This window comes from Enterobacter sp. RHBSTW-00975, from assembly GCF_013615235.1.
Taxonomy (GTDB): domain Bacteria; phylum Pseudomonadota; class Gammaproteobacteria; order Enterobacterales; family Enterobacteriaceae; genus Enterobacter; species Enterobacter ludwigii.
In genome coordinates, this window is the sequence record NZ_CP055883.1 from 4,660,317 (window position 1) to 4,686,045 (window position 25,729).

Here is a 25,729-nt window from a genome sequence, read left to right on the forward strand (position 1 = left end):
TATGGACCGTATCATTCAATCGCCGGGGAAATATATCCAGGGCGCTGATGTTCTCACCCGTCTCGGCGACTATCTGAAACCACTGGCAACACGCTGGCTGGTTGTGGGCGATAAGTTTGTGCTGGGTTTTGCACAAGAGACCTTGCTTGAGAGTTTTAAAAAAGCGGAAATTCATGCTGAAATCGCGCCCTTCGGGGGCGAATGTTCGCAAAACGAAATCGATCGCCTGAAAAAACGGGCCGACGGCGCCGACTGTATGGCGGTGCTCGGTATCGGCGGCGGGAAAACGCTGGATACCGCCAAAGCGCTGGCGCATTTTATGGACGTGCCTGTTGCCATCGCCCCGACTATCGCTTCCACCGACGCCCCGTGCAGCGCCCTTTCTGTCATTTATACCGACAGCGGTGAATTCGATCGCTACCTGATGCTGCCGCATAACCCGAACATGGTGATTGTCGACACCCGGGTGGTGGCTGGCGCTCCGCCGCGTCTGCTGGCCGCCGGGATAGGCGATGCCCTTGCCACCTGGTTTGAAGCGCGCGCCTGTTCCCGTAGTGGCGCGATCACCATGGCGGGCGGAAAATGTACCCAGGCTGCGCTAGCCCTTGCCGAGCTGTGCTACAACACGTTAATTGAAGAGGGTGAGAAAGCGATGCTCGCAGCCGGGCAGCACGTGGTCACACCGGCGCTGGAGCGCATCATTGAAGCCAATACCTATCTGAGCGGCGTTGGATTTGAAAGCGGTGGACTGGCGGCCGCACACGCCATTCACAACGGAATGACCGCCGTGCCGGAGGCACATTCGTTCTATCACGGTGAAAAAGTGGCGTTTGGGACGCTGACGCAACTGGTGCTGGAAAATGCCCCGGTAGAGGAAATTGAAACCGTCGCGGCGCTGTGTCACAGCGTAGGTTTGCCCATCACGCTGGCACAACTGAATATTAAAGAGGATATTCCGCTTAAAATGCGGCTGATTGCCGAGGCTGCCTGCGCAGAGGGGGAAACCATTCACAACATGCCAGGCGGGGTGTCACCTGATCAGGTTTACGCGGCGCTGCTGGTGGCCGATCAGTACGGGCAACGGTTCCTGCGGGAGTGGGCGTAACCGGTATGGCCGGATAATAAAAAAATCCCCGCCGAAGCGGGGATTGTATTTACTGCAGATCAAACCGATCCAAATCCATCACCTTCGCCCAAGCGGCAACAAAGTCGCGGACGAATTTCTCATGGGCGTCGCTGCTGGCGTAAACCTCGGCCAGCGCGCGCAGCACGGCGTTCGAACCGAATACCAGATCGGCACGCGTGGCGGTGTATTTCACTTCACCGCTGGCGCGATCGCTGCCGGCAAACAGCTCGTTTGATTCATCGGTCGCTTTCCACTGGGTATTCATGTCCAGCAGGTTCACGAAGAAATCGTTACTCAGCACGCCTTCACGATGGGTGAACACGCCGTTCTGACTGCCATCGAAGTTCGCCCCCAGTACGCGCAGACCGCCAGTCAGCACCGTCAGTTCTGGTGCAGTGAGCGTCAGCTGCTGGGCCTTATCAATCAACAGAGACTCGGTAGTGGAGGCATCAACCTGTGCACGGTAGTTACGGAAGCCATCGGCAATCGGTTCGAGCAGGTTAAACATCTCGATATCCGTCTGATCCTGGCGCGCATCAACGCGGCCCGGCGTGAACGGTACATTGACGTAAACGCCGGCCTCTTTCGCCGCCTGTTCAACACCCACCACACCTGCCAGCACGATGATATCGGCCAGTGACGCTTTGTTGGTGGTACGCTGAATAGCTTCCAGGGCGGGTAACGCGCGAACCGCTGCGGCGTTAACTTCCCAGTCGCGCTGGGGTGCCAGTGCCAGACGCGCACCGTTGGCGCCGCCACGCTTATCGCCACCGCGGAAGGTCGATGCAGACGCCCAGGCAACGGAAACCAGGTCGCTCACGGACAGACCCGAGGCAATGATTTCCGCTTTCAGACTCTCGATGTCCTCTTTGGTCGGGTTGAACACCGCCTGCGGCAGTGGATCCTGCCAGATGAGATCTTCTTTCGGCACTTCCGGACCAATGTAACGCGCTTTTGGCCCCATATCACGGTGGGTCAGCTTGAACCACGCGCGGGCAAAGGCTTCGTTAAAGGCCTGCGGATCGTTCAGGAAGCGGCGGGAGATTTTCTCGAACTCGGGGTCAAAACGCAGCGTCAGATCGGTGACCAGCATCGTCGGTTTGCGCTTTTTCGACGGGTCGAACGGATCAGGCATAATGTCTGGTGCATCCACGGCTTCGAACTGAATCGCACCCGCCGGGCTGCGGGTCTGCACCCACTCGTATTTGAACAGGTTCTCGAAGAAGTAGTTACTCCACTGGGTCGGCGTTTGTGACCAGATGACTTCCAGCCCGGAGGTGATCGCATCTGCGCCAACGCCGGTACCGTGCGTACTGGTCCAGCCCAGACCCTGCGCTTCAATTGGCGCGGCTTCCGGGTCGGCGCCGACATGGGTCGCCTCACCTGCACCGTGGGTTTTACCGAGGGTATGACCGCCTGCAATCAACGCAACGGTCTCTTCGTCGTTCATCCCCATGTTGCCAAAGGTGGCACGGATCGCCGCGGCCGCTGACAGCGGTTCACCGCTGGCGTTTGGCCCTTCCGGGTTAACGTAAATCAGCCCCATTTCGGTGGCTGCCAGTGGGCGCTTCGCCAGTGCTTCCGGGTCACGGTGGGTGAGCCAGGCTTTTTCATCACCCCAGTTCACGTCCATATCCGGTTCCCAGACATCTTCACGCCCGGCCCCAAAACCAAAGGTACGGAAGCCAGAGTTCTCCAGCGCCACGTTACCGGCAAGGATGAAGAGGTCAGCCCAGGAAATTTTTTGACCGTATTTTTGCTTGATAGGCCACAGGAGACGGCGCGCTTTATCCAGACTTACGTTATCTGGCCAGGAGTTCAGGGGGGCAAAGCGCTGTTGACCGCGCCCTGCGCCACCGCGACCGTCAACGGAGCGATAGGTACCTGCGCCGTGCCAGGCCATACGGATAAACAGGCCCGCATAGCTGCCCCAGTCGGCTGGCCACCACGGCTGAGAGTCGGTCAGAAGTGCTTTGAGATCGCCCTTGAGCGCTGAGTAATCAAGTTTGCTGAATTCTTTGCGGTAGTCAAAGTCTTCACCCAGAGGGTTAGAACGGTTGGAATGTTGATTAAGAAGATCGACGCGGAGTTGTTTTGGCCACCAGTCGCGGCTGCCTGTGCCTGCCCCCGCGCTGTGATCGACGCTGCCCTGATGGAACGGGCACTTGCCGATTGATGCCGCATTATTGCTGTCGTCTGACGTGCTCATCGCTATGCTCCCTTTTACAGTGTTACGGTTACGATATACGCCCTTGTTGATAAGGTATAGTTGAGATAACCCACAGATTCGATAGTTAATTCCGTTTAATTTCCCATTGAAAGTATGTGCGTTCTGTACGTCAAAGGCAGCATTGCTGATATGGCGGGGAAATAAAACCCTTATAAATCAAAAAACCCTCCGAAGAGGGCTTCTATTTGTTATGCGCCAGGCCGAACACCCAGCGTATGGCAAATGGCGTAACTCATTTCCGCGCGGTTGAGCGTATAGAAGTGGAAATCCTTCACCCCTTCACGACTCAAGATCTTCACCATGTCCATCGCGATGTTTGCGCCCACCAGCTTGCGTGTTTCCGGGTCATCGTCCAGCCCTTCGTACATTTTAGACATCCAGTGCGGAATGCGCACATTGGTCATATCGGCAAATTTCTTCGCCTGTTTGAAGTTAGAGACCGGCAAAATTCCCGGGATAATTTCGACGTCGATGCCCGCGGACACACAGCGGTCACGAAAGCGCAGGTAGCTTTCCACATCAAAGAAGAACTGGGTAATGGCGCGGTTCGCACCGGCGTCCACTTTACGCTTCAGGTTAAGCAGATCCGCCTGGGCACTTTTCGCTTCCGGGTGAACTTCAGGGTAAGCGGCAACGGAAATGTCGAAGTCTGCGACCTCTTTCAGCAGCGCGACCAGATCGGTGGCGTACATGTCCGGTTTACCGCTCCCCGGCGGCAGGTCACCGCGCAGGGCGACGATATGGCGAATACCGTTGTTCCAGTAGTCCTGGGCAATGGCACGCAACTCGTCGCGCGTCGCGTCGATACAGGTCAGGTGCGGAGCCGCTTCCAGCCCCGTACGGTCCTTAATGCCTTTAATGATGCTGTGCGTACGGTCACGCTCACCGGAGTTGGCACCGTAGGTGACGGAGACAAACTTCGGTTTCAGGCTGCTCAGGCGATCGATAGAGCTCCAGAGGGTTTGCTCCATTTCACTGGTGCGCGGCGGGAAAAATTCAAAAGAGACGTTAATCTGACCATTTACTTCGGCCAGGCTCTGATTCAGGGCTTCCCGCTGGTTGGCGTGAAAAAAGCTCATACCTTACCTCATCAATCGCGTGTCATTGTGTGTTGTGTTTCGAACTTCTATACGTTTAGACGTCCAGATGTAAAAATGACGGAAAAGCGGAGGGACGTCAACAGAAATAATCGCCAGGAATGGTGAGGAATGCTCAGGGAAGATGAAGGGAGTTCATGATAGCGGGTGAGTGCGGTCTGATGCCCTCACCCTGTCCCTCTCCCACCGGGAGAGGGAACAAGAAGGATTACAGCAGTTTAGCCAGACGGTTGATGTCGGACTGGATAGCCCCGGCGGTCACATCGCGCCCCGCACCCGGGCCACGGATCACCAGTGGGTTATCGCGGTACCAGCGGCTTTCAATGGCGAAAACATTATCGCACGGCAGCAGCGCCGCCAGCGGATGTTCAGGACGAACCGCCTCGACACCCACACGTGCTTTTCCGTTCGCTTCGAAACGCGCCACGTAGCGCAGCACCAGGCCCATCTCGTTTGCCGCTTCCAGACGTTGCACCATCTGCTCGTTCAGCTCTTCGCCGTTCTCGAAGAAATGGTCGACAGAATCGTCCTCACAGCCAGCAGGCACCAGCGACTCAACGCGGACGGCATCAGGTTCGATGTCATACCCGGCTTCGCGCGCCAGGATCACCAGCTTACGCATAACGTCTTTACCGGAGAGGTCAACGCGTGGGTCAGGCTCCGTTAAGCCCTGCTGCCATGCCTGATCCACCAGGTCAGTGAACGGCACGGTGCCATCAAACTGCAGGAACAGCCAGGAGAGCGTGCCGGAGAAGATGCCACTCAGCGCCAGAATGCTGTCGCCGCTTTCAATCAAATCACGCACGGTATGGTTAACCGGCAAGCCAGCGCCCACCGTGGCGTTATACAGCCAGTGACGGCCTGTCTTTTCAAACGCGTCGTGGATTTGACGGTACTTGTCCGTGCTGCTCGCCCCCGCCAGCTTATTGGCGCTAATAACATGGAAACCGTGGCTGGCGAAATCAAGATACTGATCGGCAAGCTGTTCACTGGCGGTCACGTCCAGTACCACCAGATCGTCATACGGGTGCGCGCGCATCCAGAGGAACAGCGACTCTTCGTCCTGTTCAACCGCTTCATCGTTAAAGAAGGCCAGCGCCCGGCTGGCGTCCAGCCCTTCGTAGTTCAACAGGCTGCGGCGGCTGTCCACCACGCCCGCGAGAATAAATTCAAACCCGGTACGCGCTGAGAGAGTCACCTGCTCGCGCGCGAACAGCTCCAGCCAGCGTGAGCCGATGTTACCTTTACCAAACAGCACCAGTCCGATGCGTTTCTCCGCACGGAACAGAGAGGTATGCAGCCCCTGAATCAGACTCTCGGTGGGTCCTTTACGCAGTACGGCCACAAGGCTAATGCCCTCTTCCGACTGCCAGGTGAATTCAACCGGCTGGCCTTTCAGCTGCTGCCAGAAACGGTGGCAGTGCAGCGGGTTGCGGGTAACGCCCGCCCCCACCATCGCCACCAGCGCCAGACCCTGACGCAGGCGAAGCTCGCCCGGCAGGCCCGCTTCATCAAGAATTTTCAGGGCGCTGTCCGCCACTTCGGCGGTGTAGCAGAACTGCAGCAGCTGGCGGTCGTTATGCACGCCAACGGCGAGCGGACGCACCTGGGCGCGTTTGAGGATCAGGTCGATGTCTTTGTGTGCCAGTTTGAAATCCTGGCCCGCCGGGACCTGGAACTCAATCAGGCAGATGTCGTCATGGCTGGTCACAATTCGCGCCCCCGTACCGGACGCCAGGACGCGTTCGATGCGGGTAGAGCCTTGATCCGGGGTGTAACTACAGCGCAGCTGCAGGTCGATGTCGCTCCCGGAAACCGGCTGTAGCGTACGCGCATGCAGAACCGGTGCCGCCAGGCGTGCCAGCTCGCTGGCCTCGTCCAGACGCAGCAGCGGCAGCAGGCAGGCATCTTTCACTTTACGCGGGTCAGCACTGTAAACACCGGCCACGTCGCTCCAGATGGTGACGCGGGAAACGCCTGCCAGCGCACCAATTTGCGTCGCTGAGTAGTCAGAGCCGTTACGTCCCAGCAGCACGGTTTCACCGGCACTGCTGCGGCTGATAAAGCCGGTCACCACAATACGTTTGCCCGGATGCTGAACCAGCAGCTGTTGCAGCAGCGGATATGACAAGCCTTCATCCACCTGTGGCTGAGCGGCGCGTTCGGCACGCAGGAAGTCGCGCGCGTCAAGCCAGGCCGCATCCACGCCCAGGTGTTGCAGCACGGCCGCCATCAGGCGCGCAGACCACACTTCACCGTGGCCGACCACCTCGGCATACACCGCGTCGGTAATACCGCTGTCCAGCAGGGCAGCCAGACGCTCAAGGTCATGCGTAAAGGCGCTAATCAATCCGTCCGCGATGTCCGCTGGCAGTAAGCCGGCAATCAGCTCACTCTGGTAACGACGTAAGGACTGTTGCACCTGATGCGCAGAGAGGCGATCGGTCTGACTCAGTTTGAGCCAGCTAATCAACTGGTTGGTGGTGCTGCCAGCCGCGGAGACAACCATCATGTCCCCCGGCTGCGAATACTCTGTCATGATCCCTGCGACACGCAGGTAACACTTCACATCAGCAAGACTACTACCACCAAACTTGTGCAGTTGACGACCCTTCGCCCCTGCCTGCGCTATCACACTCATGATTACCCCTTGGCTGCGACCCGGAAGCCATTTTCCAGATCGGCAATTAAATCTTCAGAATCTTCAATACCGGTCGAGATACGCAGCAGCGTCTCAGAAATACCGGCGGCGGCACGTGCTTCTGGTGCCATACCTGCGTGCGTCATGGTCGCGGCGTGGGAGATCAAGCTTTCAACCCCACCTAATGATTCCGCCAGCGTAAACAATGACAGCCCGCTCAGGAAGCGACGCAGCGTTTGCTCGTCACCGTCCAGTTCAAAACTTAACATCGCGCCGAATCCCTTTTGTTGACGCGCGGCAATCTCGTGCCCCTGGTTTTCCGGCAGCGACGGGTGATAGAGCTTTTTCACCAGCGGCTGGGTCTTCAGAAAATCGACAATCGCCTGAGCATTGCGCTGCGCCACTTCCATGCGCGGCGACAGCGTGCGAATACCGCGTAACAACAGGTAGCTGTCGAAAGCGCTCGCAGTGACGCCAATGTTATTGGCCCACCATGCCAGTTCGGTGACAACGTCGGGATCTTTTGCAATCACCACGCCCGCTACCACATCAGAATGACCGTTCAGATATTTAGTGCATGAATGCAATACCAGATCGGCACCCAGCGCAAGCGGGTTCTGAAGGGCCGGACTGAGGAAGGTATTATCCACTACACTTATCGCTCCCGCATCCCTTGCGCGCTGACAAATTTTCGCAATATCGACGACGCGCAACAATGGATTGCTTGGACTTTCCACCAGCACCAGCTTCGGTTTCTCTGCCAGCGCCTGTTTCAGCGCCTGTTCGTCGTTTTGATCGACAAACAGCACGCGGTAGCACCCGCGTTTTGCGAGGCTGTCAAACAGACGATAGCTACCACCGTAACAGTCGTGCGGTGCCACCAGCAGGTCGCCCGGCTTCAGAAATACCGTCGTCACCAGGTGAATCGCAGACATCCCGGTGTTGGTTAACACGGCGCCTGCACCGCCTTCCAGCTCCGCCAGCGTGCGCTGGGTTACGTCACGCGTCGGGTTGCCGCGACGGGAGTAGTCATGCGCACGGGGTTCATTAAAACCGGTAAAATTGTAAGTACTGGAAAGATGAATTGGCGGGACAACACAGCCGTACTGCTCGTCATCATTTAATCCGCTACGCACTGCGATGGTGGCCTGTTTACGCGTCATGGTGAAGGCTTCCTGGCTAAAAGAGGTGAAAAGTCAGGCACCAGAGTAAACACTGAAAGCATGGACGTCAATACATCTGGACATCTAAACTTCTTTGCGTATAGATTGAGCAATGCGCAAATAGCCGTTAAAATTATATGCTTTAGTGCACGCTGCAGCGGCAATATCCGTGCCACGGTATCGTCTCTACGGTAAACTACGCTGGATTACGGTCAAAACTGGCGATGACGGGTTTTGCACCTTTAGATTAATGACTGAGAGGATTAAAGGTATCTCATGGCTGAATGGAGCGGCGAATATATCAGCCCATACGCTGAGCACGGTAAGAAGAGTGAGCAAGTAAAGAAAATTACGGTTTCCATTCCTCTGAAGGTGTTGAAGATCCTCACCGATGAACGTACGCGTCGTCAGGTGAACAACCTGCGCCACGCGACCAACAGCGAACTGCTGTGCGAAGCGTTTCTGCATGCGTTTACCGGTCAACCGTTGCCAAACGATGAAGATCTGCGCAAAGAGCGTAGTGATGAAATTCCGGAAGAGGCGAAGGTGATCATGCGTGAACTGGGTATCGACCCGGATACGTGGGAATACTGAGAAGCGGATACAAAAAAGGCACCTTGCGGTGCCTTTTTTTCGGGAAACTTACTTAGCGCCCGGGATGCTGAAACGCTTGTTGAAGCGGTCAACACGGCCACCGGTTGCAACATCACGCTGCTTACCAGTGTAGAACGGGTGGCATTTGCCGCACACGTCCAGGTTCAGATCGTGACCCACGGTAGAGCGGATCTGGATAGAGTTACCGCAAGAACAGTTTGCAGTAATCATTTCGTATTTCGGGTGAATATCTTTTTTCATGGGAGAACCTCAGTTAAGGCCGCGTCGCTCTTCCAGCCCTAACGCCAGACACCACGCGATGTTGAATGTAAGTTCTTTGGCGTAAAGTACACCAAAGGCGGCGAATCATACAGAATTTGACCAACGTATGCAAACTGATCCGCACGCCGCTTTCACTAATGTGTATACTAACGCGCCACTTTTCAAGTCAGGAAGATTCGATGCCCGTCGCTCACGTTGCCCTGCCCGTTCCGCTTCCCCGCACCTTTGACTATCTGCTGCCTGACAGCATGAGCGCCAAAGCGGGCTGTCGCGTGACCGTGCCATTTGGCAAACAGCAGCGTATTGGGATTGTGGTGTCGGTGAGCGATAAGAGCGAATTGCCGCTCAATGAGCTGAAAGCCGTCGCGGAGGTACTGGACAGCGAGCCCGTGTTCTCCACCAGCATCTGGCGGCTCCTGCTGTGGGCGGCAGATTACTACCATCATCCCATCGGCGATGTCCTGTTCCACGCCCTGCCTATTATGCTTCGTCAGGGTAAAAGTGCCAGCCACGCTCCCCTCTGGTATTGGTTTGCCACTGAGGAGGGTCAGGCGGTCGATATCAATAGCCTGAAACGCTCGCAGAAACAGCAGCAGGCGCTGGCGGCCCTGCGTCAGGGGAAAATCTGGCGACATCAGGTTGACGAGCTTGAGGTGAGTGAAACGGCGCTGCAGGCCCTGCGCAAAAAAGGGCTGAGCGAACTGGCAAGCGAGGCGCCTGCCCTTTATGACTGGCGGGACAGTTTCTCCGTTTCAGGGGATCGTCTGCGACTCAACACCGAGCAGGCCACCGCCGTAGGAGCCATTCACAGCGCCTCCGATCATTTCTCCGCCTGGCTACTGGCAGGGGTCACCGGCTCCGGCAAAACAGAAGTGTATCTCAGCGTACTGGAAAACGTGCTTGCGCAGGGTAAACAGGCGCTGGTGATGGTTCCGGAAATCGGCCTCACGCCACAAACCATCGCCCGTTTTCGCGAGCGGTTTAATGCGCCGGTTGAAGTGTTACATTCGGGCCTGAACGACAGCGAGCGCCTCAGCGCCTGGCTGAAAGCCAAAAACGGCGAAGCGGCGATTGTGATTGGCACCCGTTCCTCGCTGTTTACGCCGTTTAAAAACCTCGGCGTTATCGTCATCGATGAAGAGCATGACAGCTCCTATAAGCAACAGGAAGGCTGGCGCTATCACGCCCGCGATCTGGCCGTTTATCGCGCCCACAGCGAGCAAATCCCGATTATTCTTGGCTCCGCGACGCCCGCCCTCGAAACGCTGCATAACGTTCGCCAGCGTAAATACCACATGCTGCGCCTGACGCGGCGCGCAGGGAACGCACGCCCTGCCATTCAGCATGTGCTGGATCTAAAAGGCCAGCAGGTGCAGGCGGGGTTAGCGCCTGCGCTTATCACCCGGATGCGCCAGCATTTGCAGGCCGGTAATCAGGTCATTTTGTTCCTTAACCGCCGCGGGTTTGCCCCGGCGCTGCTGTGTCACGACTGCGGCTGGATTGCCGAATGCCCGCGCTGCGACCACTACTACACGTTCCATCAGGCCCAGCGCCATTTGCGCTGCCACCACTGCGACAGCCAGCGGCCGGTACCACGCCAGTGTCCGTCATGTGGCTCAACGCATATCGTGCCGGTCGGCCTGGGGACGGAGCAACTGGAAGAGGCCCTTAAGCCTTTCTTCCCTGACGTTCCTCTTTCCCGCATCGACCGTGACACCACCAGCCGCAAAGGGGCGCTGGAACAGCAGCTGGCGGAAGTGCATCGCGGTGGCGCACGCATTCTGATTGGCACGCAGATGCTGGCCAAAGGGCATCACTTCCCGGACGTAACGCTGGTCGCCCTGCTGGACGTAGACGGCGCGCTGTTTTCGGCCGATTTTCGCTCAGCAGAACGTTTTGCCCAGCTTTATACCCAGGTTGCCGGACGTGCCGGTCGCGCAGGCAAACAGGGTGAGGTGGTTTTACAGACCCACCATCCTGAACATCCGCTACTGCAAACCCTGCTGCATAAAGGCTATGACGCGTTTGCGGAGCAGGCGCTGGCAGAACGCCAGACGATGCAGCTTCCGCCGTGGACCAGCCACGTCATCATTCGCGCAGAAGATCACAACAACCAGCAGGCACCGCTTTTCCTGCAGCAGCTGAGAAACCTCCTGCAGGCCAGTCCGCTGGTGGATAACCCGCTGTGGATACTGGGGCCGGTGCCGGCGCTGGCACCAAAGCGTGGTGGACGTTTCCGCTGGCAGATTTTGCTCCAGCACCCTTCGCGCATCCGCCTGCAACATATCGTCAGCGGCGCGCTGGTGCTGATCAATACCCTACCGGAAGCGCGCAAAGTGAAGTGGGTGCTGGACGTTGATCCTATCGAAGGCTGAAGACGGATCGAAAAATTTAACGCTCCTCACACTTTTTATGAAAATTCTGTAACCGATTCCATTAACTATCTGTAAAAATGGTGGCGTCAGAAGTTCGGTGTTCAGGCGAGGAGAAGACGTTGAAGTCCAGGAAAGAGGTTGCCACGGCGACCATGAAAGACGTTGCCCAGAAAGCACAAGTCTCTACGGCAACCGTGTCCCGCGCATTAATGAACCCGGATAAAGTCTCCCAGGCGACCCGTAACCGGGTAGAGCAGGCTGCGCTGGAAGTGGGCTATTTCCCGCAGGCGATGGGACGAAACGTTAAACGCAATGAGTCGCGCACCATCCTGGTGATTGTGCCGGACATCTGCGATCCCTTCTTCAGCGAGATTATTCGCGGTATCGAAGTGACGGCGGCAGAGCAAGGTTATCTGGTGCTGATTGGCGACTGTGCTCACCAGAACCAGCAGGAAAAAACCTTTATCGACCTCATTATCACCAAGCAGATCGACGGCATGTTGCTGCTTGGGTCTCGCCTGCCGTTTGATGCCAGCATTGAAGAGCAGCGCAATTTACCGCCGATGGTGATGGCCAACGAGTTTGCACCCGAGCTGGAGCTGCCGACGGTACATATTGATAACCTGACCGCCGCGTTCAACGCCGTCAACTATCTTCAGGAGCTGGGGCACAAGCGTATTGGCTGCATTGCCGGGCCGGAAGAGATGCCATTGTGCCACTACCGCCTGCAGGGCTACGTTCAGGCGCTGCGCCGTACCGGCGTCACCGTCGACCCGCACTACATTGCTCGCGGGGATTTCACCTTTGAAGCTGGTGGACAGGCGCTGGAGAAGCTGCTGGATCTGCCCGAGCCGCCGACCGCTGTATTCTGTCACAGCGATGTGATGGCACTGGGGGCATTATCGTATGCGAAGCGCCGCGGCCTGCGCATACCGAAAGATTTGTCGATCATCGGATTCGATAATATTTCGCTGTCAGAATTTTGCGATCCTCCACTCTCGACCGTGGCGCAGCCGCGCTATGATATTGGGCGTGAAGCGATGCTTCTTCTGCTGGATCAGCTGCATGGTCAAACAGTTAACAGCGGCTCGCGGTTGCTGGACTGTGAATTGATTGTGCGCGGTTCTACCCAGGCATTGACTTAAAGTAAATGTCTTTCAGACACCCTTATCTGGTCAAAGCCCCGCCGCTTAAGTAACATGGCGGGCTGACGAACGAATAAATACAGCGAAACGATAGTGGCACAACGAGATTATGTACGTCGCGGCCAGCCGGCACCTTCGCGACGCAAAAAGAGTAGCTCAAGGAAAAAGCAACGTAACCTGCCTGCTGTCTCGCCAGCGATGGTCGCTATTGCTGCGGCTGTAGTCGTGGCCTTTATTGGTGGTCTGTACTTCATCACGCACCATAAAAAAGAAGAGTCCGAGGCGCTTCAGGCCAGCAAGGTTGCCGGAAACGGCCTCCCGCCGAAGCCTGAAGAGCGCTGGCGCTATATCAAAGAGCTGGAAAGCCGTCAGCCTGGCGTACGTGCGCCGACCGAACCTTCAGCGGGTGGCGAAGTGCAAAATGCCAGCCAGTTGACGGATGAACAGCGTCAGTTGCTGGCACAAATGCAGGCCGATATGCGCCAGCAGCCTACGCAGCTGAACGAAGTGCCGTGGAACGAGCAGACGCCGGAACAGCGTCAGCAAACGCTGCAGCGTCGTCAGGCGCAGCAGCAGCTCCAACAGCAACAGCAGCAACAACAGCAGTGGGCGCAAACCCAGCCAGTGCAGCAGCCTAAAACGCAGCCGCGGGTGACGGAACAGCCGTATCAGCAGCAAACGCGAACGGCGCAGTCCCAGCCAGTGCAGCAACCGCCGAAGGCCCAGCCGCAGAAACAGGCGGCTCAGCCGTATCAGGATCTGCTGCAGACGCCGGCGCATACCACTGCGCAGCAGCCGAAAACGCAGCAGGCCGCACCGGTAACCAAAGAGACCGATGCGCCGAAGCAGACTGCTGAGAAAAAAGACGAACGCCGCTGGATGGTGCAATGTGGTTCATTCAAAGGTGCTGAGCAGGCGGAAACGGTGCGCGCACAGCTGGCTTTTGAAGGGTTTGATTCACGCATTACCACCAATAACGGCTGGAATCGCGTGGTGATTGGCCCGGTCAAAGGCAAAGAAAATGCCGACGGAACCATTTCCCGTTTGAAAGTGGCGGGACACACAAACTGCATTCGACTCGCTACCGGGGGTTGAAACCCCCAAATTCCCCCCCATCTATCATTCTATTCAGCCCTGAGCACAGGCTCAGGGCTTCTGTTTCCCGATTCTGTAACCAGGGGGTCTGCTCGTGACAACAATAGTAAGTGTACGCCGTAACGGCCACGTGGTAATCGCCGGTGATGGCCAGGCCACGCTGGGTAATACCGTAATGAAAGGCAACGTGAAAAAAGTTCGTCGTTTATACAACGACAAAGTGATCGCCGGTTTTGCAGGCGGCACAGCTGACGCCTTCACGCTGTTCGAACTGTTTGAACGCAAACTGGAAATGCACCAGGGTCACCTGGTGAAAGCCGCCGTTGAGCTGGCGAAAGACTGGCGTACCGATCGCATGCTGCGCAAACTTGAAGCGCTACTGGCGGTGGCCGATGAAACCGCTTCGCTTATCATCACCGGTAACGGTGACGTCATTCAGCCTGAAAACGACCTGATTGCTATTGGCTCTGGTGGCCCGTACGCCCAGGCTGCAGCCCGTGCGCTGTTGGAAAACACCGACATGAACGCGCGCGATATCGCGGTGAAGGCGTTGGATATTGCAGGTGATATCTGCATCTATACCAACCACAACCACACCATCGAAGAATTACCGTCTAAAGCGTAAGGATCTCCCATGTCTGAAATGACCCCACGCGAAATTGTCAGCGAACTGGACAAACATATTATCGGCCAGGACAACGCCAAACGTTCCGTGGCTATTGCCCTGCGTAACCGCTGGCGCCGCATGCAGCTCGAAGAAGAGCTGCGCCATGAAGTGACGCCAAAAAACATTCTGATGATCGGCCCGACCGGTGTCGGTAAAACCGAAATCGCCCGTCGTCTGGCGAAACTGGCTAACGCCCCGTTCATCAAAGTCGAAGCCACCAAGTTCACCGAAGTGGGCTATGTGGGTAAAGAAGTGGACTCCATCATTCGCGATCTGACCGACTCGGCGATCAAAATGGTGCGCGTCCAGGCGATTGAGAAAAACCGCTACCGTGCCGAAGAGATGGCAGAAGAGCGCATTCTTGACGTCCTGATCCCACCGGCGAAGAACAACTGGGGCCAGGCTGAACAGCAGGCTGAGCCGTCAGCGGCGCGTCAGGCGTTCCGCAAAAAACTGCGTGAAGGCGAGCTGGACGACAAAGAGATTGAGATCGATCTTGCTGCTGCCCCTATGGGTGTGGAAATCATGGCACCGCCTGGCATGGAAGAGATGACCAGCCAGCTGCAGTCTATGTTCCAGAACCTGGGCGGCCAGAAGCAGAAAGCGCGTAAGCTGAAAATCAAAGACGCCATGAAGCTGCTGATCGAAGAAGAAGCGGCGAAACTGGTGAACCCGGAAGAGCTGAAGCAGGATGCTATCGACGCGGTTGAGCAGCACGGTATCGTGTTTATCGACGAAATCGACAAAATCTGTAAGCGTGGCGAATCCTCAGGCCCGGATGTCTCCCGTGAAGGCGTTCAGCGCGACCTGCTGCCGCTGGTTGAAGGCTGCACCGTCTCCACCAAACACGGTATGGTCAAAACGGACCACATCCTGTTTATCGCCTCTGGCGCATTCCAGGTGGCGAAACCGTCTGACCTGATCCCGGAACTGCAGGGTCGTCTGCCGATTCGCGTGGAGCTGCAGGCGCTGACCACTGAAGATTTCGAACGCATCCTGACCGAGCCAAATGCCTCTGTGACCGTACAGTACAAAGCGCTGATGGCAACCGAAGGTGTGAACATCGAGTTCACTGAAGACGGTATCAAACGCATCGCCCAGGCCGCCTGGCAGGTCAACGAAACCACCGAGAACATCGGTGCCCGTCGTCTGCACACCGTGCTGGAGCGCCTGATGGAAGATATCTCTTATGATGCGAGCGACCTGAACGGTCAAAGCATTACCATTGACGCAGAATATGTGGGTAAACACCTGGATGCGTTAGTGGCAGATGAAGATCTGAGCCGTTTTATCCTATAATCGCGGTTACTGCATTCTCATCACGTTTAATGGGGGCTAATGCCCCCATTTTTATTGGCTAAATTACTATGACTGACATCAGCCGTACTCAGGCGTGGCTCGAAAGTCTGCGCCCTAAAACTCTTCCTCTGGCCTTTGCCGCCATTATCGTCGGTACGGCGCTTGCCTGGTGGCAAGGCTATTTCGATCCGCTGGTTGCCGGGCTGGCACTGATTACCGCCGGTCTGCTGCAAATTCTCTCCAATCTCGCCAACGACTATGGCGATGCGGTTAAAGGCAGCGACAAACCCGACCGTATCGGGCCACTGCGCGGTATGCAGAAAGGGGTCATTACCCAGGCGCAGATGAAGCGCGCGCTGATCATCACCGTGGCGCTGATTTGTCTTTCCGGCCTGGCGCTGGTAACGGTCGCGTCTAAAACCCCCAGCGATTTCATTGGTTTCCTGGTACTGGGTCTGCTCGCCATTATTGCCGCCATTACCTATACCGTCGGTACCCGCCCTTACGGGTATATTGGGCTGGGTGATATCTCCGTGCTGGTGTTCTTCGGCTGGCTGAGCGTGATGGGGAGCGGGTACTTACAGGCACATACCCTGATCCCGGCCCTGTTCCTGCCGGCAACCGCCTGCGGCATGCTGGCGACGGCGGTGCTTAACATCAACAACCTGCGCGATATCGACAGCGACCGTGAGAACGGCAAAAACACGCTGGCCGTGCGTCTGGGGCCCGTTAATGCACGCCGTTATCATGCGTGTCTGCTGCTGGGCGCTCTGCTGTGCCTGGCGCTGTTTAACGTTATCTCGCTGCACAGCATATGGGGCTGGCTGTTTGTACTCGCCGCACCGCTGCTGATTAAGCAGGCGCGATTCGTCATGCGTGAACTCAGCCCTGCGGCCATGCCGCCAATGCTGGAGCGTACGGTAAAAGGGGCACTGCTGACTAACCTGTTGTTCGTCATCGGGATTGTCTTAAGTCAGACGCTGGGTTAACTGACAAATATCAATTAACAATTGATGATTTTGCCAACAACGCATTTAGCACGATATACTGAACACATTCGCAGCAACTGAGCGTTAAACCTATGAAATACGATACCTCCGAGCTTTGTGACATCTACCAGGAAGATGTCAACGTCGTTGAACCGCTGTTCTCCAACTTTGGTGGGCGGTCGTCGTTTGGCGGACAAATCGTCACGGTGAAATGTTTCGAGGATAACGGGTTGCTCTATGATCTGCTCGAACAGAACGGCCGTGGCCGCGTTCTGCTGGTTGATGGCGGGGGCTCCGTACGTCGTGCCCTCATTGATGCTGAGCTCGCCCGTCTTGCCGTACAGAACGAGTGGGAAGGCATTGTGGTGTATGGCTCAGTGCGCCAGGTGGACGATCTCGAAGACCTGGACATTGGCATTCAGGCTATCGCGGCCATTCCGGTGGGTGCTGCAGGTGAAGGTATCGGCGAAAGCGACGTGCGCGTCAATTTCGGCGGCGTGACCTTCTTCTCCGGTGACCATCTCTATGCCGATAACACCGGGATTATCCTTTCCGAAGATCCGCTGGATATCGAGTAATAAAAAAGCCGGGTGGCGGCGACGCCTTACCCGGCCTGTTCTGCATTTCCCGAAAGAAATTACACTTCTTCCATACGCCCCAGCAGCGCCTGCAGACGATCCTGCCAGCCATTCTGCTGTTCACGCAGCTGGTTGTTTTCGCGCTCCAGTTCTTCACGGCTGTGCTGGGCGTTCTGAACTTCCTGCGCCAGGCTGTTGTTCTTCTCTTTCAGCTCTTCAATTTCCATCTGCAGCAGCGTGATGGTGTCAATCGCCTGCTGTACTTTCGATTCCAGTTTCTCAAACACTTCTAAAGACATGATCCTACCTCTCCTGAATTGCAAGGCGACGCTTTAACGTAAACGCGCACAACAGATATGCCGATTGTATGAAGCCCCGTCGCCCCTGTCCAGCGGCAGACCGCGCAGATCGTGGTTTGCAACACTTTTCGGCCTCGTCCTGGTGCGTTCGCGGCATATACCCCTAAATTGTTAACTCATTCGTTAATGAAATGATTCAGCTCACATTTTGCTATTGGTGTAAAAATGCGCTTTATGGCGCGAAAACGCTCATTTTATTGACGCAGACCACACATTTTGATTTCGATATTTCTCGTTTTTGCTCGTTAACGATAAATTAACACTATGTCTACAGGGCATCGTGGCTGTCACGGGCGGTCATGCTAACAATAAACATCAATTTCTTCAGGATTCCGATTATGAGTCAGACATCAACCTTAAAAGGCCAGTGCATTGCCGAGTTCCTTGGTACCGGGTTGTTGATATTCTTCGGAGTGGGCTGTGTTGCTGCACTGAAAGTGGCGGGTGCCAGTTTCGGTCAGTGGGAAATCAGTATTATCTGGGGTCTGGGCGTGGCGATGGCCATCTACCTGACCGCAGGGGTTTCCGGCGCACATCTTAACCCGGCGGTGACCATCGCGCTGTGGCTGTTCGCGTGCTTCGACGGACGCAAAGTTGTTCCCTTCATCCTTTCTCAGTTTGCCGGCGCGTTTTGCGCAGCGGCGTTAGTTTACGGGCTTTATTACAATCTTTTCATCGACTTCGAACAGACTCATCATATGGTGCGTGGCAGTGTCGAAAGTCTGGATCTGGCAGGCATTTTCTCAACCTATCCCAACCCGCATATCAATTTTGTGCAGGCGTTCGCAGTTGAAATGGTGATTACCGCTATTCTGATGGGCGTTATCCTGGCGCTGACCGACGACGGAAACGGCATTCCGCGCGGCCCGCTGGCACCGCTGCTGATTGGCCTGCTGATTGCGGTGATCGGCGCATCCATGGGCCCGCTGACTGGGTTTGCGATGAACCCGGCGCGTGATATCGGACCTAAAGCTTTTGCCTTTATCGCAGGATGGGGCGACGTGGCCTTCACCGGCGGTAAAGATATCCCTTACTTCCTGGTACCGCTGTTTGCACCGGTTGTCGGGGCTGCGCTGGGTGCATTTAGCTACCGCAAATTAATTGGTCGCCATTTACCGTGCGACACCTGTGTGGAAGAGGAGAAGGAAACGACTTCTACCGCACAACAAAAAGCTTCGCTGTAATCTGACTACGGGACACATACCATGACCGAAAAAAAATATATCGTTGCGCTCGACCAGGGCACTACCAGCTCCCGCGCTGTCGTAATGGATCATGACGCGAATATCGTCAGCGTGTCACAGCGCGAATTTGAGCAAATCTATCCTCGTCCAGGCTGGGTTGAACACGATCCTATGGAGATCTGGGCTTCACAAAGCTCCACGCTGGTAGAAGTGCTGGCGAAAGCCGATATCAGTTCCGACGAGATTGCCGCTATCGGTATTACCAACCAGCGTGAAACCACTATCGTCTGGGAGCGCGAAACCGGTAAGCCCATTTACAATGCCATCGTCTGGCAGTGCCGCCGTACGTCAGAAATCTGCGAACAGCTGAAGCGCGACGGTATGGAAGACTATGTGCGTAGCGCAACCGGTCTGGTCGTTGACCCGTATTTCTCCGGTACCAAAGTGAAATGGATCCTCGACCACGTTGAGGGTTCACGTGAACGTGCAAAACGCGGTGAGCTGCTGTTCGGTACCGTCGACACCTGGCTTATCTGGAAGATGACCCAGGGGCGTGTCCACGTCACTGATTACACCAACGCCTCGCGCACCATGCTGTTCAACATCAATACCCTGGAGTGGGATGACAAGATGCTGGACGCGCTGGATATCCCGCGCGCGATGTTGCCAGAAGTCCGCAAATCTTCTGAAGTTTACGGTCAGACCAATATCGGCGGCAAAGGCGGCACGCGTATTCCAATCGCCGGTATTGCCGGTGACCAGCAGGCGGCGCTGTTTGGCCAGCTGTGCGTTAAGGAAGGGATGGCGAAAAACACCTACGGTACCGGCTGCTTTATGCTGATGAACACCGGTGAGAAAGCGGTGAAATCAGAAAACGGCTTGCTGACCACCATCGCCTGCGGCCCACGCGGTGAAGTGAACTATGCGCTGGAAGGTGCGGTGTTCATGGCAGGTGCGTCTATTCAGTGGCTGCGTGACGAGATGAAACTCATCAGCGATGCGTTTGACTCCGAGTATTTCGCAACCAAAGTGAAGGACACCAACGGTGTGTATGTGGTTCCGGCCTTTACCGGTCTGGGCGCACCCTACTGGGACCCGTATGCACGCGGCGCGATTTTCGGCCTGACCCGTGGGGTAAACTCGAACCACATTATCCGCGCTACGCTGGAATCCATCGCTTATCAGACGCGCGACGTACTGGAAGCAATGCAGGCTGACTCCGGCATTCGTCTGCACGCCCTGCGCGTGGACGGCGGCGCCGTTGCCAACAACTTCCTGATGCAGTTCCAGTCCGACATTCTGGGCACCCGCGTAGAGCGCCCGGAAGTACGTGAAGTCACCGCGCTGGGTGCGGCGTACCTTGCAGGTCTGGCTGTCGGCTTCTGGCAGAATCTGGATGAACTGCAGGAAAAAGCGGTTATCGAACGCGAATTCCGCCCTGGCATCGAAACCACTGAGCGTAACTATCGCTACAGCGGCTGGAAGAAAGCGGTGAAACGCGCCCTGGCGTGGGAAGAGCACGAGCAGTAATTTCTCCCGTCCCCTCTCCCCGCCGGGGAGAGGGGACCGACCGCACCCACCCCCACTCTGTGATAAACTTCGTGCAATTCCTTTTGATTGCACGAGTACCTCATGAAACGTGAACTGGCTATCGAGTTTTCCCGCGTCACTGAAGCTGCCGCACTGGCGGGCTATAAATGGCTCGGCCGTGGCGACAAAAATACCGCAGACGGTGCGGCTGTCCATGCCATGCGCATTGTGCTTAACCAGGTCAACATCGATGGCACCATCGTCATTGGCGAAGGCGAGATCGACGAAGCGCCAATGCTCTATATCGGTGAGAAAGTGGGCACCGGCAAAGGTGATGCCGTGGATATCGCGGTTGACCCGATTGAGGGTACCCGCATGACGGCAATGGGCCAGGCCAACGCGCTGGCCGTGCTGGCGGTAGGGGACAAAGGCTGTTTCCTCAACGCGCCGGATATGTACATGGAAAAGCTGATTGTCGGCCCCGGCGCCAAAGGGGCTATCGACCTGAGCCTGCCGCTGGAAGAGAATCTGCGTAACGTTGCCAGGGCGCTGGAAAAACCGCTTAGCGCGCTCACCGTGACCATTCTGGCGAAACCGCGCCACGATGCCACCATTGCCCAGTTGCAACAGCTCGGCGTTCGCGTCTTTGCCATCCCGGATGGCGACGTGGCAGCATCTATCCTGACCTGCATGCCAGACAGCGAAGTGGATGTGCTTTACGGCATCGGCGGCGCGCCGGAAGGTGTGGTCTCCGCCGCGGTGATCCGCGCTCTGGATGGCGACATGCAGGCCCGTCTGTTGCCCCGTCATGAAGTCAAAGGCGACAGCGAAGAGAATCGCCGTATTGGGGAAAAAGAGCTGGCACGCTGCGAAGCGATGGGTATTGAAGCCAACAAGGTGCTTGCGCTGGATGACATGGCGCGCAGCGACAACGTTGTCTTCTCCGCAACCGGCATCACCAAAGGTGACCTGCTGGATGGCATCACCCGTAAGGGCAATATGGCCACCACCGAAACCCTGCTGATCCGCGGTAAATCGCGCACCATTCGCCGCATTCAGTCTGTTCACTATCTGGATCGTAAAGACCCTGACGTGCAGGCGCACATTCTGTAAAACCGTTTGATCGATAGAGCTTTCCGGCCCAAATGGGCTGGAAATCTTCGCCACAAGTCCGGAAGATAGAACAGAGAAAAAGCACAGGAGAAGATCATGGCGGACTGGGTAACAGGTAAAGTCACAAAAATACAGTTCTGGACCGATGCGCTATTTAGTCTCACCCTGCATGCTCCCGTCCACCCGTTTACGGCCGGGCAATTTGCGAAGCTGGGGCTGGATGTTGACGGCGAGCGCGTGCAGCGCGCCTATTCCTACGTTAATGCCCCCGATAACCCGGATCTCGAGTTCTATCTGGTCACCGTCCCGGACGGCAAACTCAGCCCACGCCTTGCCGCGCTTAAGCCCGGTGACGATGTGCAAATTGTGAGTGAAGCGGCCGGTTTCTTCGTACTGGACGAAATCCCGGACTGCGACACCCTCTGGATGCTGGCAACCGGCACGGCCATTGGCCCCTATCTCTCTATTTTGCAGTACGGCAAAGACCTTGAGCGCTTTAAAAACATCGTGCTGGTTCACGCCGCGCGCTATGCCGCAGACTTGAGCTATCTTCCGCAGATGCAGGCGCTGGAAAAGCAGTACGGCGGGAAACTGAAAATTCAGACCGTGGTCAGCCGCGAAACCGCAGCAGGTTCACTGACGGGCCGCGTACCGGCATTGATTGAGAGTGGTGCACTGGAAGACGCAATTGGCCTGCCGATGAGCGCTGAAACCAGCCACGTCATGCTGTGTGGCAACCCGCAGATGGTTCGCGACACGCAGCAGCTTCTGAAGGATACCCGGCAGATGACGAAACATCTTCGCCGCCGGCCGGGCCATATGACCGCCGAACACTACTGGTGATCAGCGGTATTTCACCTCAAGGGTGTCTTTGCCGTATTTGTTTTCGCTCTGGGTGCCGATAAACGCGCCCAGATCGACCACCATCATGACAAAAATAATGGTTGGTAGCAGTCTGCCCACCACCCAGGGAAGGATGGACGGAAGTATCGACCAGTTCCCGGCCACCAGCATCCACGCCAGAATAATCAGAAAAGCCCACGCGCCGGAACGGCCGCGATCGTGCAGACGTTTCACCACCACGGCCGCGGTTGGCCACAGCAAACAGACCAGCGCAAACGCCGCCGTTTGTGTGCTGAGCCATGCGTTGAAGGCCACGAAAAACAGAAGCAGCATGGCAACGATCCACGTCGCCATCCAGATCCAGAAGTCACGGCGTCCAATACGCCCTTTGAATGAGAACAACCACTGCTGTATGGTCATGTAAGGTTCCTTATTATCATATAGCGCGCATTTTACCCTGGAGTTGTGACCTTTTGACAAGCCGACCAGATATCGATTTAATCATGAGCACTTACGGCCAGGGGCAATGTTGATGAAAAGTTCGGCACGTTCTCTTTTCCTGTGTTTAGCGATGCTCATCGCGGGTGTCCCCCTGCACGCCGCCGAAACCACTGCCCCGACGACAGCCCCCTATCTGCTGGCAGGTGCGCCCTCGTTCGATCAGTCAATCAGCCAGTTTCGTGAAACCTTCAATAAAACCAACCCCACGCTACCGCTGGATGAATTCCGCGCCATTGACAGCTCCCGGGATACGCCAACCCTGACCCGGGCTGCGAGCAAGATCAACGAGAATTTATATGCCTCCACTGCGCTGGAGCGCGGCACGCTAAAAATCAAAAGCATGCAAATAACCTGGCTGCCGATTCAGGGGCCAGAGCAGAAAGCCGCTAAGGCAAAAGCGCTCGAGTACATGAGCGCGATACTGCAGGCTTTTACGCCCGCGCTGACCAAAAAGCAAAGCCAGCAAAAGCTGCAAAAACTCCTCACCGCCGGTAAAAATAAGCGTTACTACGCCGATACCGAAGGGGCCATACGCTATGTGGTGGCAGATAACGGCGAAAAAGGACTGACCTTCGCTGTTGAACCGATTAAGCTGGCACTATCAGACACACTCGGAGGGGCGAATTAATGACAAAAAGCAAAGCCTTTCGAGGGAAAATCTCTATACTGATTCACAGACCATGCTGCCCGACAGGGCGGCCATATTCCTTAATTCGCTAATTTAGCGTGGAGAATTGAAATGCGACATCCTTTAGTGATGGGTAACTGGAAACTGAACGGCAGCCGCCACATGGTAAACGAACTGGTTGCGAACCTGCGTAAAGAGCTGGCGGGCGTGACGGGCTGCGCGGTTGCTATCGCTCCGCCGGATATGTACCTGGATCTGGCTAAACATGCCGCTGACGGCAGCCACATCATTCTGGGCGCACAGAACGTTGACGTTAACCTGTCAGGCGCATTCACCGGTGAAACCTCTGCTGAAATGCTGAAAGATATCGGCGCGAAATACATCATCATCGGCCACTCTGAGCGTCGCACTTACCACAAAGAATCCGACGAATTTATCGCGAAGAAATTCGCGGTGCTGAAAGAGCAGGGTCTGATCCCGGTTCTGTGCATCGGTGAAACCGAAGCCGAAAACGAAGCAGGCAAAACGGAAGAAGTGTGTGCTCGTCAGATCGACGCCGTGCTGAAAACGCAGGGTGCTGCAGCATTCGAAGGCGCGGTTATCGCGTACGAACCCGTCTGGGCGATCGGTACCGGCAAATCAGCGACCCCTGCGCAGGCACAGGCGGTTCACAAATTTATCCGTGACCACATTGCTAAAGCGGACGCGAAAGTGGCTGAGCAGGTAATTATTCAGTACGGCGGTTCCGTTAACGCATCCAACGCTGCTGAGCTGTTCACCCAGCCAGACATCGATGGCGCGCTGGTTGGCGGTGCATCCCTGAAAGCTGACGCTTTCGCGGTGATCGTTAAAGCAGCAGAAGCGGCTAAACAGGCGTAAAAACCGACTTCCCTCCCCCACCGGGGAGGGAAATTACACTTTCCCCAGCACGCTAAACCACAGATAATCCAGCGGCAGCAGCACCAGATACGTTGCAATCGCCAGCGCCAGACAGAGCAACATCCCCGCTTTTGCAGGCACCTTCCCTAAACCCATTGCCACCACAATCGGCGACGCCTGATACGGCAGCAGCGGCGTGGAATACCCCAGTACCTGAATCATGATCACCGACAACAGCGGGAAACCGGTGGCGTCCGAAAAACTCTGTGCCAGCGTGATGTACAACGCCGGTACACCGTTCGCGGTCATAATGAAGTTGAGCGCCGTGGTAATACCGGTAAGCGCCAGGAAGCTGGTGAACGGTCTGTTGGCATCAAGCGGCATAATCCGCAATAACGCCTCCCCCACCGCGGAACCGATACCCGTTTGGGTCACCACAATCGCCAGCCCGAGAATCCCCGCCACGTAAATGCAGGTGCGCATGTTCACTCCCGCAGAAAACTCTTCACCGGTGATAAACCCGACGCGTGGCAGCATGACGATGACCGCCGCCGCAAGGCCCGTCCACGCCGGTCCAATGCCATGCCAGCTCTCTGTCACCCACATCCCCAGCACCACCGCCAGCAGCCAGGCGAGACGTTTTTCATCCCGCCCCATCGGTTCAGACGGCGTAAGATCGGTGGCCGGTTTCGGGCTGCCGGGGAACAACCAGCAGATCAGGCCGATCAGAATGCCCCCTTTCAGGATCCCGAGGACGGGTGTATGCAGCAGCAGATACGGGACATAGTTCAGATGGATCCCGTACGAGCCCTCCGCGGCGCCACTCATCACCAGATTCGGCACGTTGGCAGGCAGGATGGTCGCCGAGAGCTGGAAGGTTCCGAACCCGACGGCTAGCGCCAGGCCATACCACGCGCGGGAACCGTCGGGGATGGCGGCCCTTTTGGCCATGGCGGCGACAATCGGCATCAGCAGCGCGATACGGCCCATATTCGACGGCATCACAAACGCCAGCGCGTAGCTCAGCCCCACCACGCTTGCCACCATCAATACCCACGAATCCGTGAGTTTTGCCGACAGCGCCCGTGCGGCCCTGTCCGCCAGACCGGTTTTACGGATTGCCACCCCCAGCACGAAGCCGCTAAACACTAACCAGAATGCAGACGAGGCAAAACCACCAAAAATCACCTCCGCCGGGGCGATTCTGGCGGCCATCGCCGCCGTGAAAAACAGCAGCGCGGTGATAAATTCCGGCAATAGCGACGTCGCCCACAGCACGATGGTGACGCCGACTATCAATGAGGGCACAAACAGAGGATGCGTTAACCAGAGCGACATTCCTGTCTCCTGTCGTTTTTTTCAGCAAGTCTACGGCGACAGGCAGGACGAGTAAACGCTATTTATGGTGATG

Annotated in this window: 23 protein-coding genes; 15 read left to right on the top strand and 8 right to left on the bottom strand. The window is 56.5% G+C overall.

All coding sequences use genetic code 11. The features are described 5' to 3' along the window. Position 1: 1 nt before the first annotated feature. Positions 2–1,105: a glycerol dehydrogenase gene (locus HV340_RS22560; protein WP_032679239.1), complete on the top strand. Its 1,104-nt coding sequence runs from the start codon at positions 2–4 to the stop codon at positions 1,103–1,105. A gap of 49 nt (positions 1,106–1,154) precedes the next feature. On the opposite strand, the gene katG is transcribed toward HV340_RS22560, so the two are convergent. The 4 genes from katG to metB form a co-directional block, all read right to left on the bottom strand. Then, complete coding sequence (katG, locus tag HV340_RS22565) at positions 1,155–3,335, bottom strand: catalase/peroxidase HPI (RefSeq protein ID WP_086533022.1); 2,181 nt, start codon at positions 3,333–3,335, stop codon at positions 1,155–1,157. A 209-nt stretch (positions 3,336–3,544) separates the two neighbouring features. Then, positions 3,545–4,435: a methylenetetrahydrofolate reductase gene (gene metF, locus HV340_RS22570; protein ID WP_014172187.1), complete on the bottom strand. Its 891-nt coding sequence runs from the start codon at positions 4,433–4,435 to the stop codon at positions 3,545–3,547. Positions 4,436–4,661: 226 nt separating this feature from the next. Next, a complete protein-coding gene (locus HV340_RS22575) occupies positions 4,662–7,094 on the bottom strand; it encodes a bifunctional aspartate kinase/homoserine dehydrogenase II (protein WP_014172188.1) in 2,433 nt (810 codons plus the stop codon). Between the two features lie 2 nt (positions 7,095–7,096). After that, positions 7,097–8,257 carry a cystathionine gamma-synthase gene (gene metB, locus HV340_RS22580; protein WP_014172189.1) on the bottom strand — a complete coding sequence of 387 codons (1,161 nt, stop codon included), beginning with the start codon at positions 8,255–8,257 and terminating at the stop codon, positions 7,097–7,099. A gap of 276 nt (positions 8,258–8,533) precedes the next feature. Between metB and metJ the strand changes: the two genes are divergently transcribed. Then, complete coding sequence (gene metJ, locus HV340_RS22585) at positions 8,534–8,851, top strand: met regulon transcriptional regulator MetJ (RefSeq protein ID WP_007369220.1); 318 nt, start codon at positions 8,534–8,536, stop codon at positions 8,849–8,851. A 48-nt stretch (positions 8,852–8,899) separates the two neighbouring features. Here the strand turns inward: metJ and rpmE are convergent, their stop codons facing one another. After that, positions 8,900–9,112, bottom strand: a complete 213-nt coding sequence (gene rpmE / locus HV340_RS22590; protein ID WP_003862040.1) for a 50S ribosomal protein L31 — start codon at positions 9,110–9,112, stop codon at positions 8,900–8,902. Between the two features lie 200 nt (positions 9,113–9,312). On the opposite strand from rpmE, the gene priA reads away from it, so the two are divergent. From priA to rraA, 7 genes are all read left to right on the top strand, one after another. Beyond that, entirely contained in the window at positions 9,313–11,508 is a 2,196-nt protein-coding gene (priA, locus tag HV340_RS22595; protein WP_106503576.1) for a primosomal protein N', read from the top strand. A 119-nt stretch (positions 11,509–11,627) separates the two neighbouring features. Then, positions 11,628–12,653 (top strand): DNA-binding transcriptional regulator CytR, encoded by a 1,026-nt coding sequence (cytR, locus tag HV340_RS22600; RefSeq protein WP_020883949.1) that lies wholly within the window; start codon positions 11,628–11,630, stop codon positions 12,651–12,653. Between the two features lie 93 nt (positions 12,654–12,746). Then, positions 12,747–13,748, top strand: a complete 1,002-nt coding sequence (ftsN, locus tag HV340_RS22605; protein WP_014172193.1) for a cell division protein FtsN — start codon at positions 12,747–12,749, stop codon at positions 13,746–13,748. A gap of 94 nt (positions 13,749–13,842) precedes the next feature. Beyond that, positions 13,843–14,373: an ATP-dependent protease subunit HslV gene (hslV, locus tag HV340_RS22610; RefSeq protein ID WP_014172194.1), complete on the top strand. Its 531-nt coding sequence runs from the start codon at positions 13,843–13,845 to the stop codon at positions 14,371–14,373. 9 nt (positions 14,374–14,382) lie between these two features. Further along, a complete protein-coding gene (hslU, locus tag HV340_RS22615) occupies positions 14,383–15,714 on the top strand; it encodes an HslU--HslV peptidase ATPase subunit (protein WP_014172195.1) in 1,332 nt (443 codons plus the stop codon). 68 nt (positions 15,715–15,782) lie between these two features. Beyond that, positions 15,783–16,703: a 1,4-dihydroxy-2-naphthoate polyprenyltransferase gene (menA, locus tag HV340_RS22620; RefSeq protein ID WP_014172196.1), complete on the top strand. Its 921-nt coding sequence runs from the start codon at positions 15,783–15,785 to the stop codon at positions 16,701–16,703. Positions 16,704–16,795: 92 nt separating this feature from the next. Then, complete coding sequence (gene rraA, locus HV340_RS22625) at positions 16,796–17,281, top strand: ribonuclease E activity regulator RraA (RefSeq protein ID WP_014172197.1); 486 nt, start codon at positions 16,796–16,798, stop codon at positions 17,279–17,281. A gap of 59 nt (positions 17,282–17,340) precedes the next feature. Here the strand turns inward: rraA and zapB are convergent, their stop codons facing one another. After that, positions 17,341–17,580: a septal ring assembly protein ZapB gene (zapB, locus tag HV340_RS22630; protein ID WP_008501806.1), complete on the bottom strand. Its 240-nt coding sequence runs from the start codon at positions 17,578–17,580 to the stop codon at positions 17,341–17,343. Positions 17,581–17,978: 398 nt separating this feature from the next. Between zapB and HV340_RS22635 the strand changes: the two genes are divergently transcribed. The 4 genes from HV340_RS22635 to fpr all read left to right on the top strand — a co-directional run bounded on the left by HV340_RS22635 (position 17,979) and on the right by fpr (position 22,310). Beyond that, on the top strand, positions 17,979–18,824 hold the full coding sequence (locus HV340_RS22635) for an MIP/aquaporin family protein (protein ID WP_014885705.1): 846 nt from the start codon (positions 17,979–17,981) through the stop codon (positions 18,822–18,824). A 21-nt stretch (positions 18,825–18,845) separates the two neighbouring features. Further along, positions 18,846–20,354, top strand: a complete 1,509-nt coding sequence (gene glpK / locus HV340_RS22640; protein ID WP_014172201.1) for a glycerol kinase GlpK — start codon at positions 18,846–18,848, stop codon at positions 20,352–20,354. 102 nt (positions 20,355–20,456) lie between these two features. Then, positions 20,457–21,467, top strand: a complete 1,011-nt coding sequence (gene glpX / locus HV340_RS22645) for a class II fructose-bisphosphatase (RefSeq protein WP_020883952.1) — start codon at positions 20,457–20,459, stop codon at positions 21,465–21,467. 96 nt (positions 21,468–21,563) lie between these two features. Further along, positions 21,564–22,310, top strand: a complete 747-nt coding sequence (gene fpr / locus HV340_RS22650; protein ID WP_014172203.1) for a ferredoxin--NADP(+) reductase — start codon at positions 21,564–21,566, stop codon at positions 22,308–22,310. Here fpr and HV340_RS22655 read toward each other — a convergent pair whose 3' ends face one another. Continuing rightward, on the bottom strand, positions 22,311–22,730 hold the full coding sequence (locus HV340_RS22655) for a DUF805 domain-containing protein (protein ID WP_025202755.1): 420 nt from the start codon (positions 22,728–22,730) through the stop codon (positions 22,311–22,313). Positions 22,731–22,842: 112 nt separating this feature from the next. On the opposite strand from HV340_RS22655, the gene HV340_RS22660 reads away from it, so the two are divergent. Both HV340_RS22660 and tpiA read left to right on the top strand, forming a co-directional pair. Further along, the gene (locus HV340_RS22660; RefSeq protein ID WP_020883954.1) at positions 22,843–23,439 is read left to right on the top strand and encodes a DUF1454 family protein; all 597 of its coding nucleotides are present in this window, start codon (positions 22,843–22,845) and stop codon (positions 23,437–23,439) included. A 111-nt stretch (positions 23,440–23,550) separates the two neighbouring features. Continuing rightward, on the top strand, positions 23,551–24,318 hold the full coding sequence (tpiA, locus tag HV340_RS22665) for a triose-phosphate isomerase (RefSeq protein ID WP_014172206.1): 768 nt from the start codon (positions 23,551–23,553) through the stop codon (positions 24,316–24,318). A 33-nt stretch (positions 24,319–24,351) separates the two neighbouring features. Here the strand turns inward: tpiA and HV340_RS22670 are convergent, their stop codons facing one another. Next, positions 24,352–25,656, bottom strand: coding sequence for an SLC13 family permease (locus HV340_RS22670; RefSeq protein ID WP_181216238.1), 1,305 nt, complete (start codon positions 25,654–25,656; stop codon positions 24,352–24,354). Positions 25,657–25,729 lie beyond the last annotated feature (73 nt).

Coding starts and splice junctions, on each gene's coding strand:
- HV340_RS22655 (WP_025202755.1), bottom strand. CDS start 22,730: ATGACCATACAGCAGTGGTTGTTCTCATTCAAAGGGCGTATTGGACGC.
- glpK (WP_014172201.1), top strand. CDS start 18,846: ATGACCGAAAAAAAATATATCGTTGCGCTCGACCAGGGCACTACCAGC.
- rpmE (WP_003862040.1), bottom strand. CDS start 9,112: ATGAAAAAAGATATTCACCCGAAATACGAAATGATTACTGCAAACTGT.
- menA (WP_014172196.1), top strand. CDS start 15,783: ATGACTGACATCAGCCGTACTCAGGCGTGGCTCGAAAGTCTGCGCCCT.
- HV340_RS22670 (WP_181216238.1), bottom strand. CDS start 25,656: ATGTCGCTCTGGTTAACGCATCCTCTGTTTGTGCCCTCATTGATAGTC.
- tpiA (WP_014172206.1), top strand. CDS start 23,551: ATGCGACATCCTTTAGTGATGGGTAACTGGAAACTGAACGGCAGCCGC.
- metB (WP_014172189.1), bottom strand. CDS start 8,257: ATGACGCGTAAACAGGCCACCATCGCAGTGCGTAGCGGATTAAATGAT.
- metF (WP_014172187.1), bottom strand. CDS start 4,435: ATGAGCTTTTTTCACGCCAACCAGCGGGAAGCCCTGAATCAGAGCCTG.
- zapB (WP_008501806.1), bottom strand. CDS start 17,580: ATGTCTTTAGAAGTGTTTGAGAAACTGGAATCGAAAGTACAGCAGGCG.
- HV340_RS22635 (WP_014885705.1), top strand. CDS start 17,979: ATGAGTCAGACATCAACCTTAAAAGGCCAGTGCATTGCCGAGTTCCTT.
- rraA (WP_014172197.1), top strand. CDS start 16,796: ATGAAATACGATACCTCCGAGCTTTGTGACATCTACCAGGAAGATGTC.
- katG (WP_086533022.1), bottom strand. CDS start 3,335: ATGAGCACGTCAGACGACAGCAATAATGCGGCATCAATCGGCAAGTGC.
- fpr (WP_014172203.1), top strand. CDS start 21,564: ATGGCGGACTGGGTAACAGGTAAAGTCACAAAAATACAGTTCTGGACC.
- HV340_RS22660 (WP_020883954.1), top strand. CDS start 22,843: ATGAAAAGTTCGGCACGTTCTCTTTTCCTGTGTTTAGCGATGCTCATC.
- hslU (WP_014172195.1), top strand. CDS start 14,383: ATGTCTGAAATGACCCCACGCGAAATTGTCAGCGAACTGGACAAACAT.
- HV340_RS22575 (WP_014172188.1), bottom strand. CDS start 7,094: ATGAGTGTGATAGCGCAGGCAGGGGCGAAGGGTCGTCAACTGCACAAG.
- glpX (WP_020883952.1), top strand. CDS start 20,457: ATGAAACGTGAACTGGCTATCGAGTTTTCCCGCGTCACTGAAGCTGCC.
- metJ (WP_007369220.1), top strand. CDS start 8,534: ATGGCTGAATGGAGCGGCGAATATATCAGCCCATACGCTGAGCACGGT.
- HV340_RS22560 (WP_032679239.1), top strand. CDS start 2: ATGGACCGTATCATTCAATCGCCGGGGAAATATATCCAGGGCGCTGAT.
- priA (WP_106503576.1), top strand. CDS start 9,313: ATGCCCGTCGCTCACGTTGCCCTGCCCGTTCCGCTTCCCCGCACCTTT.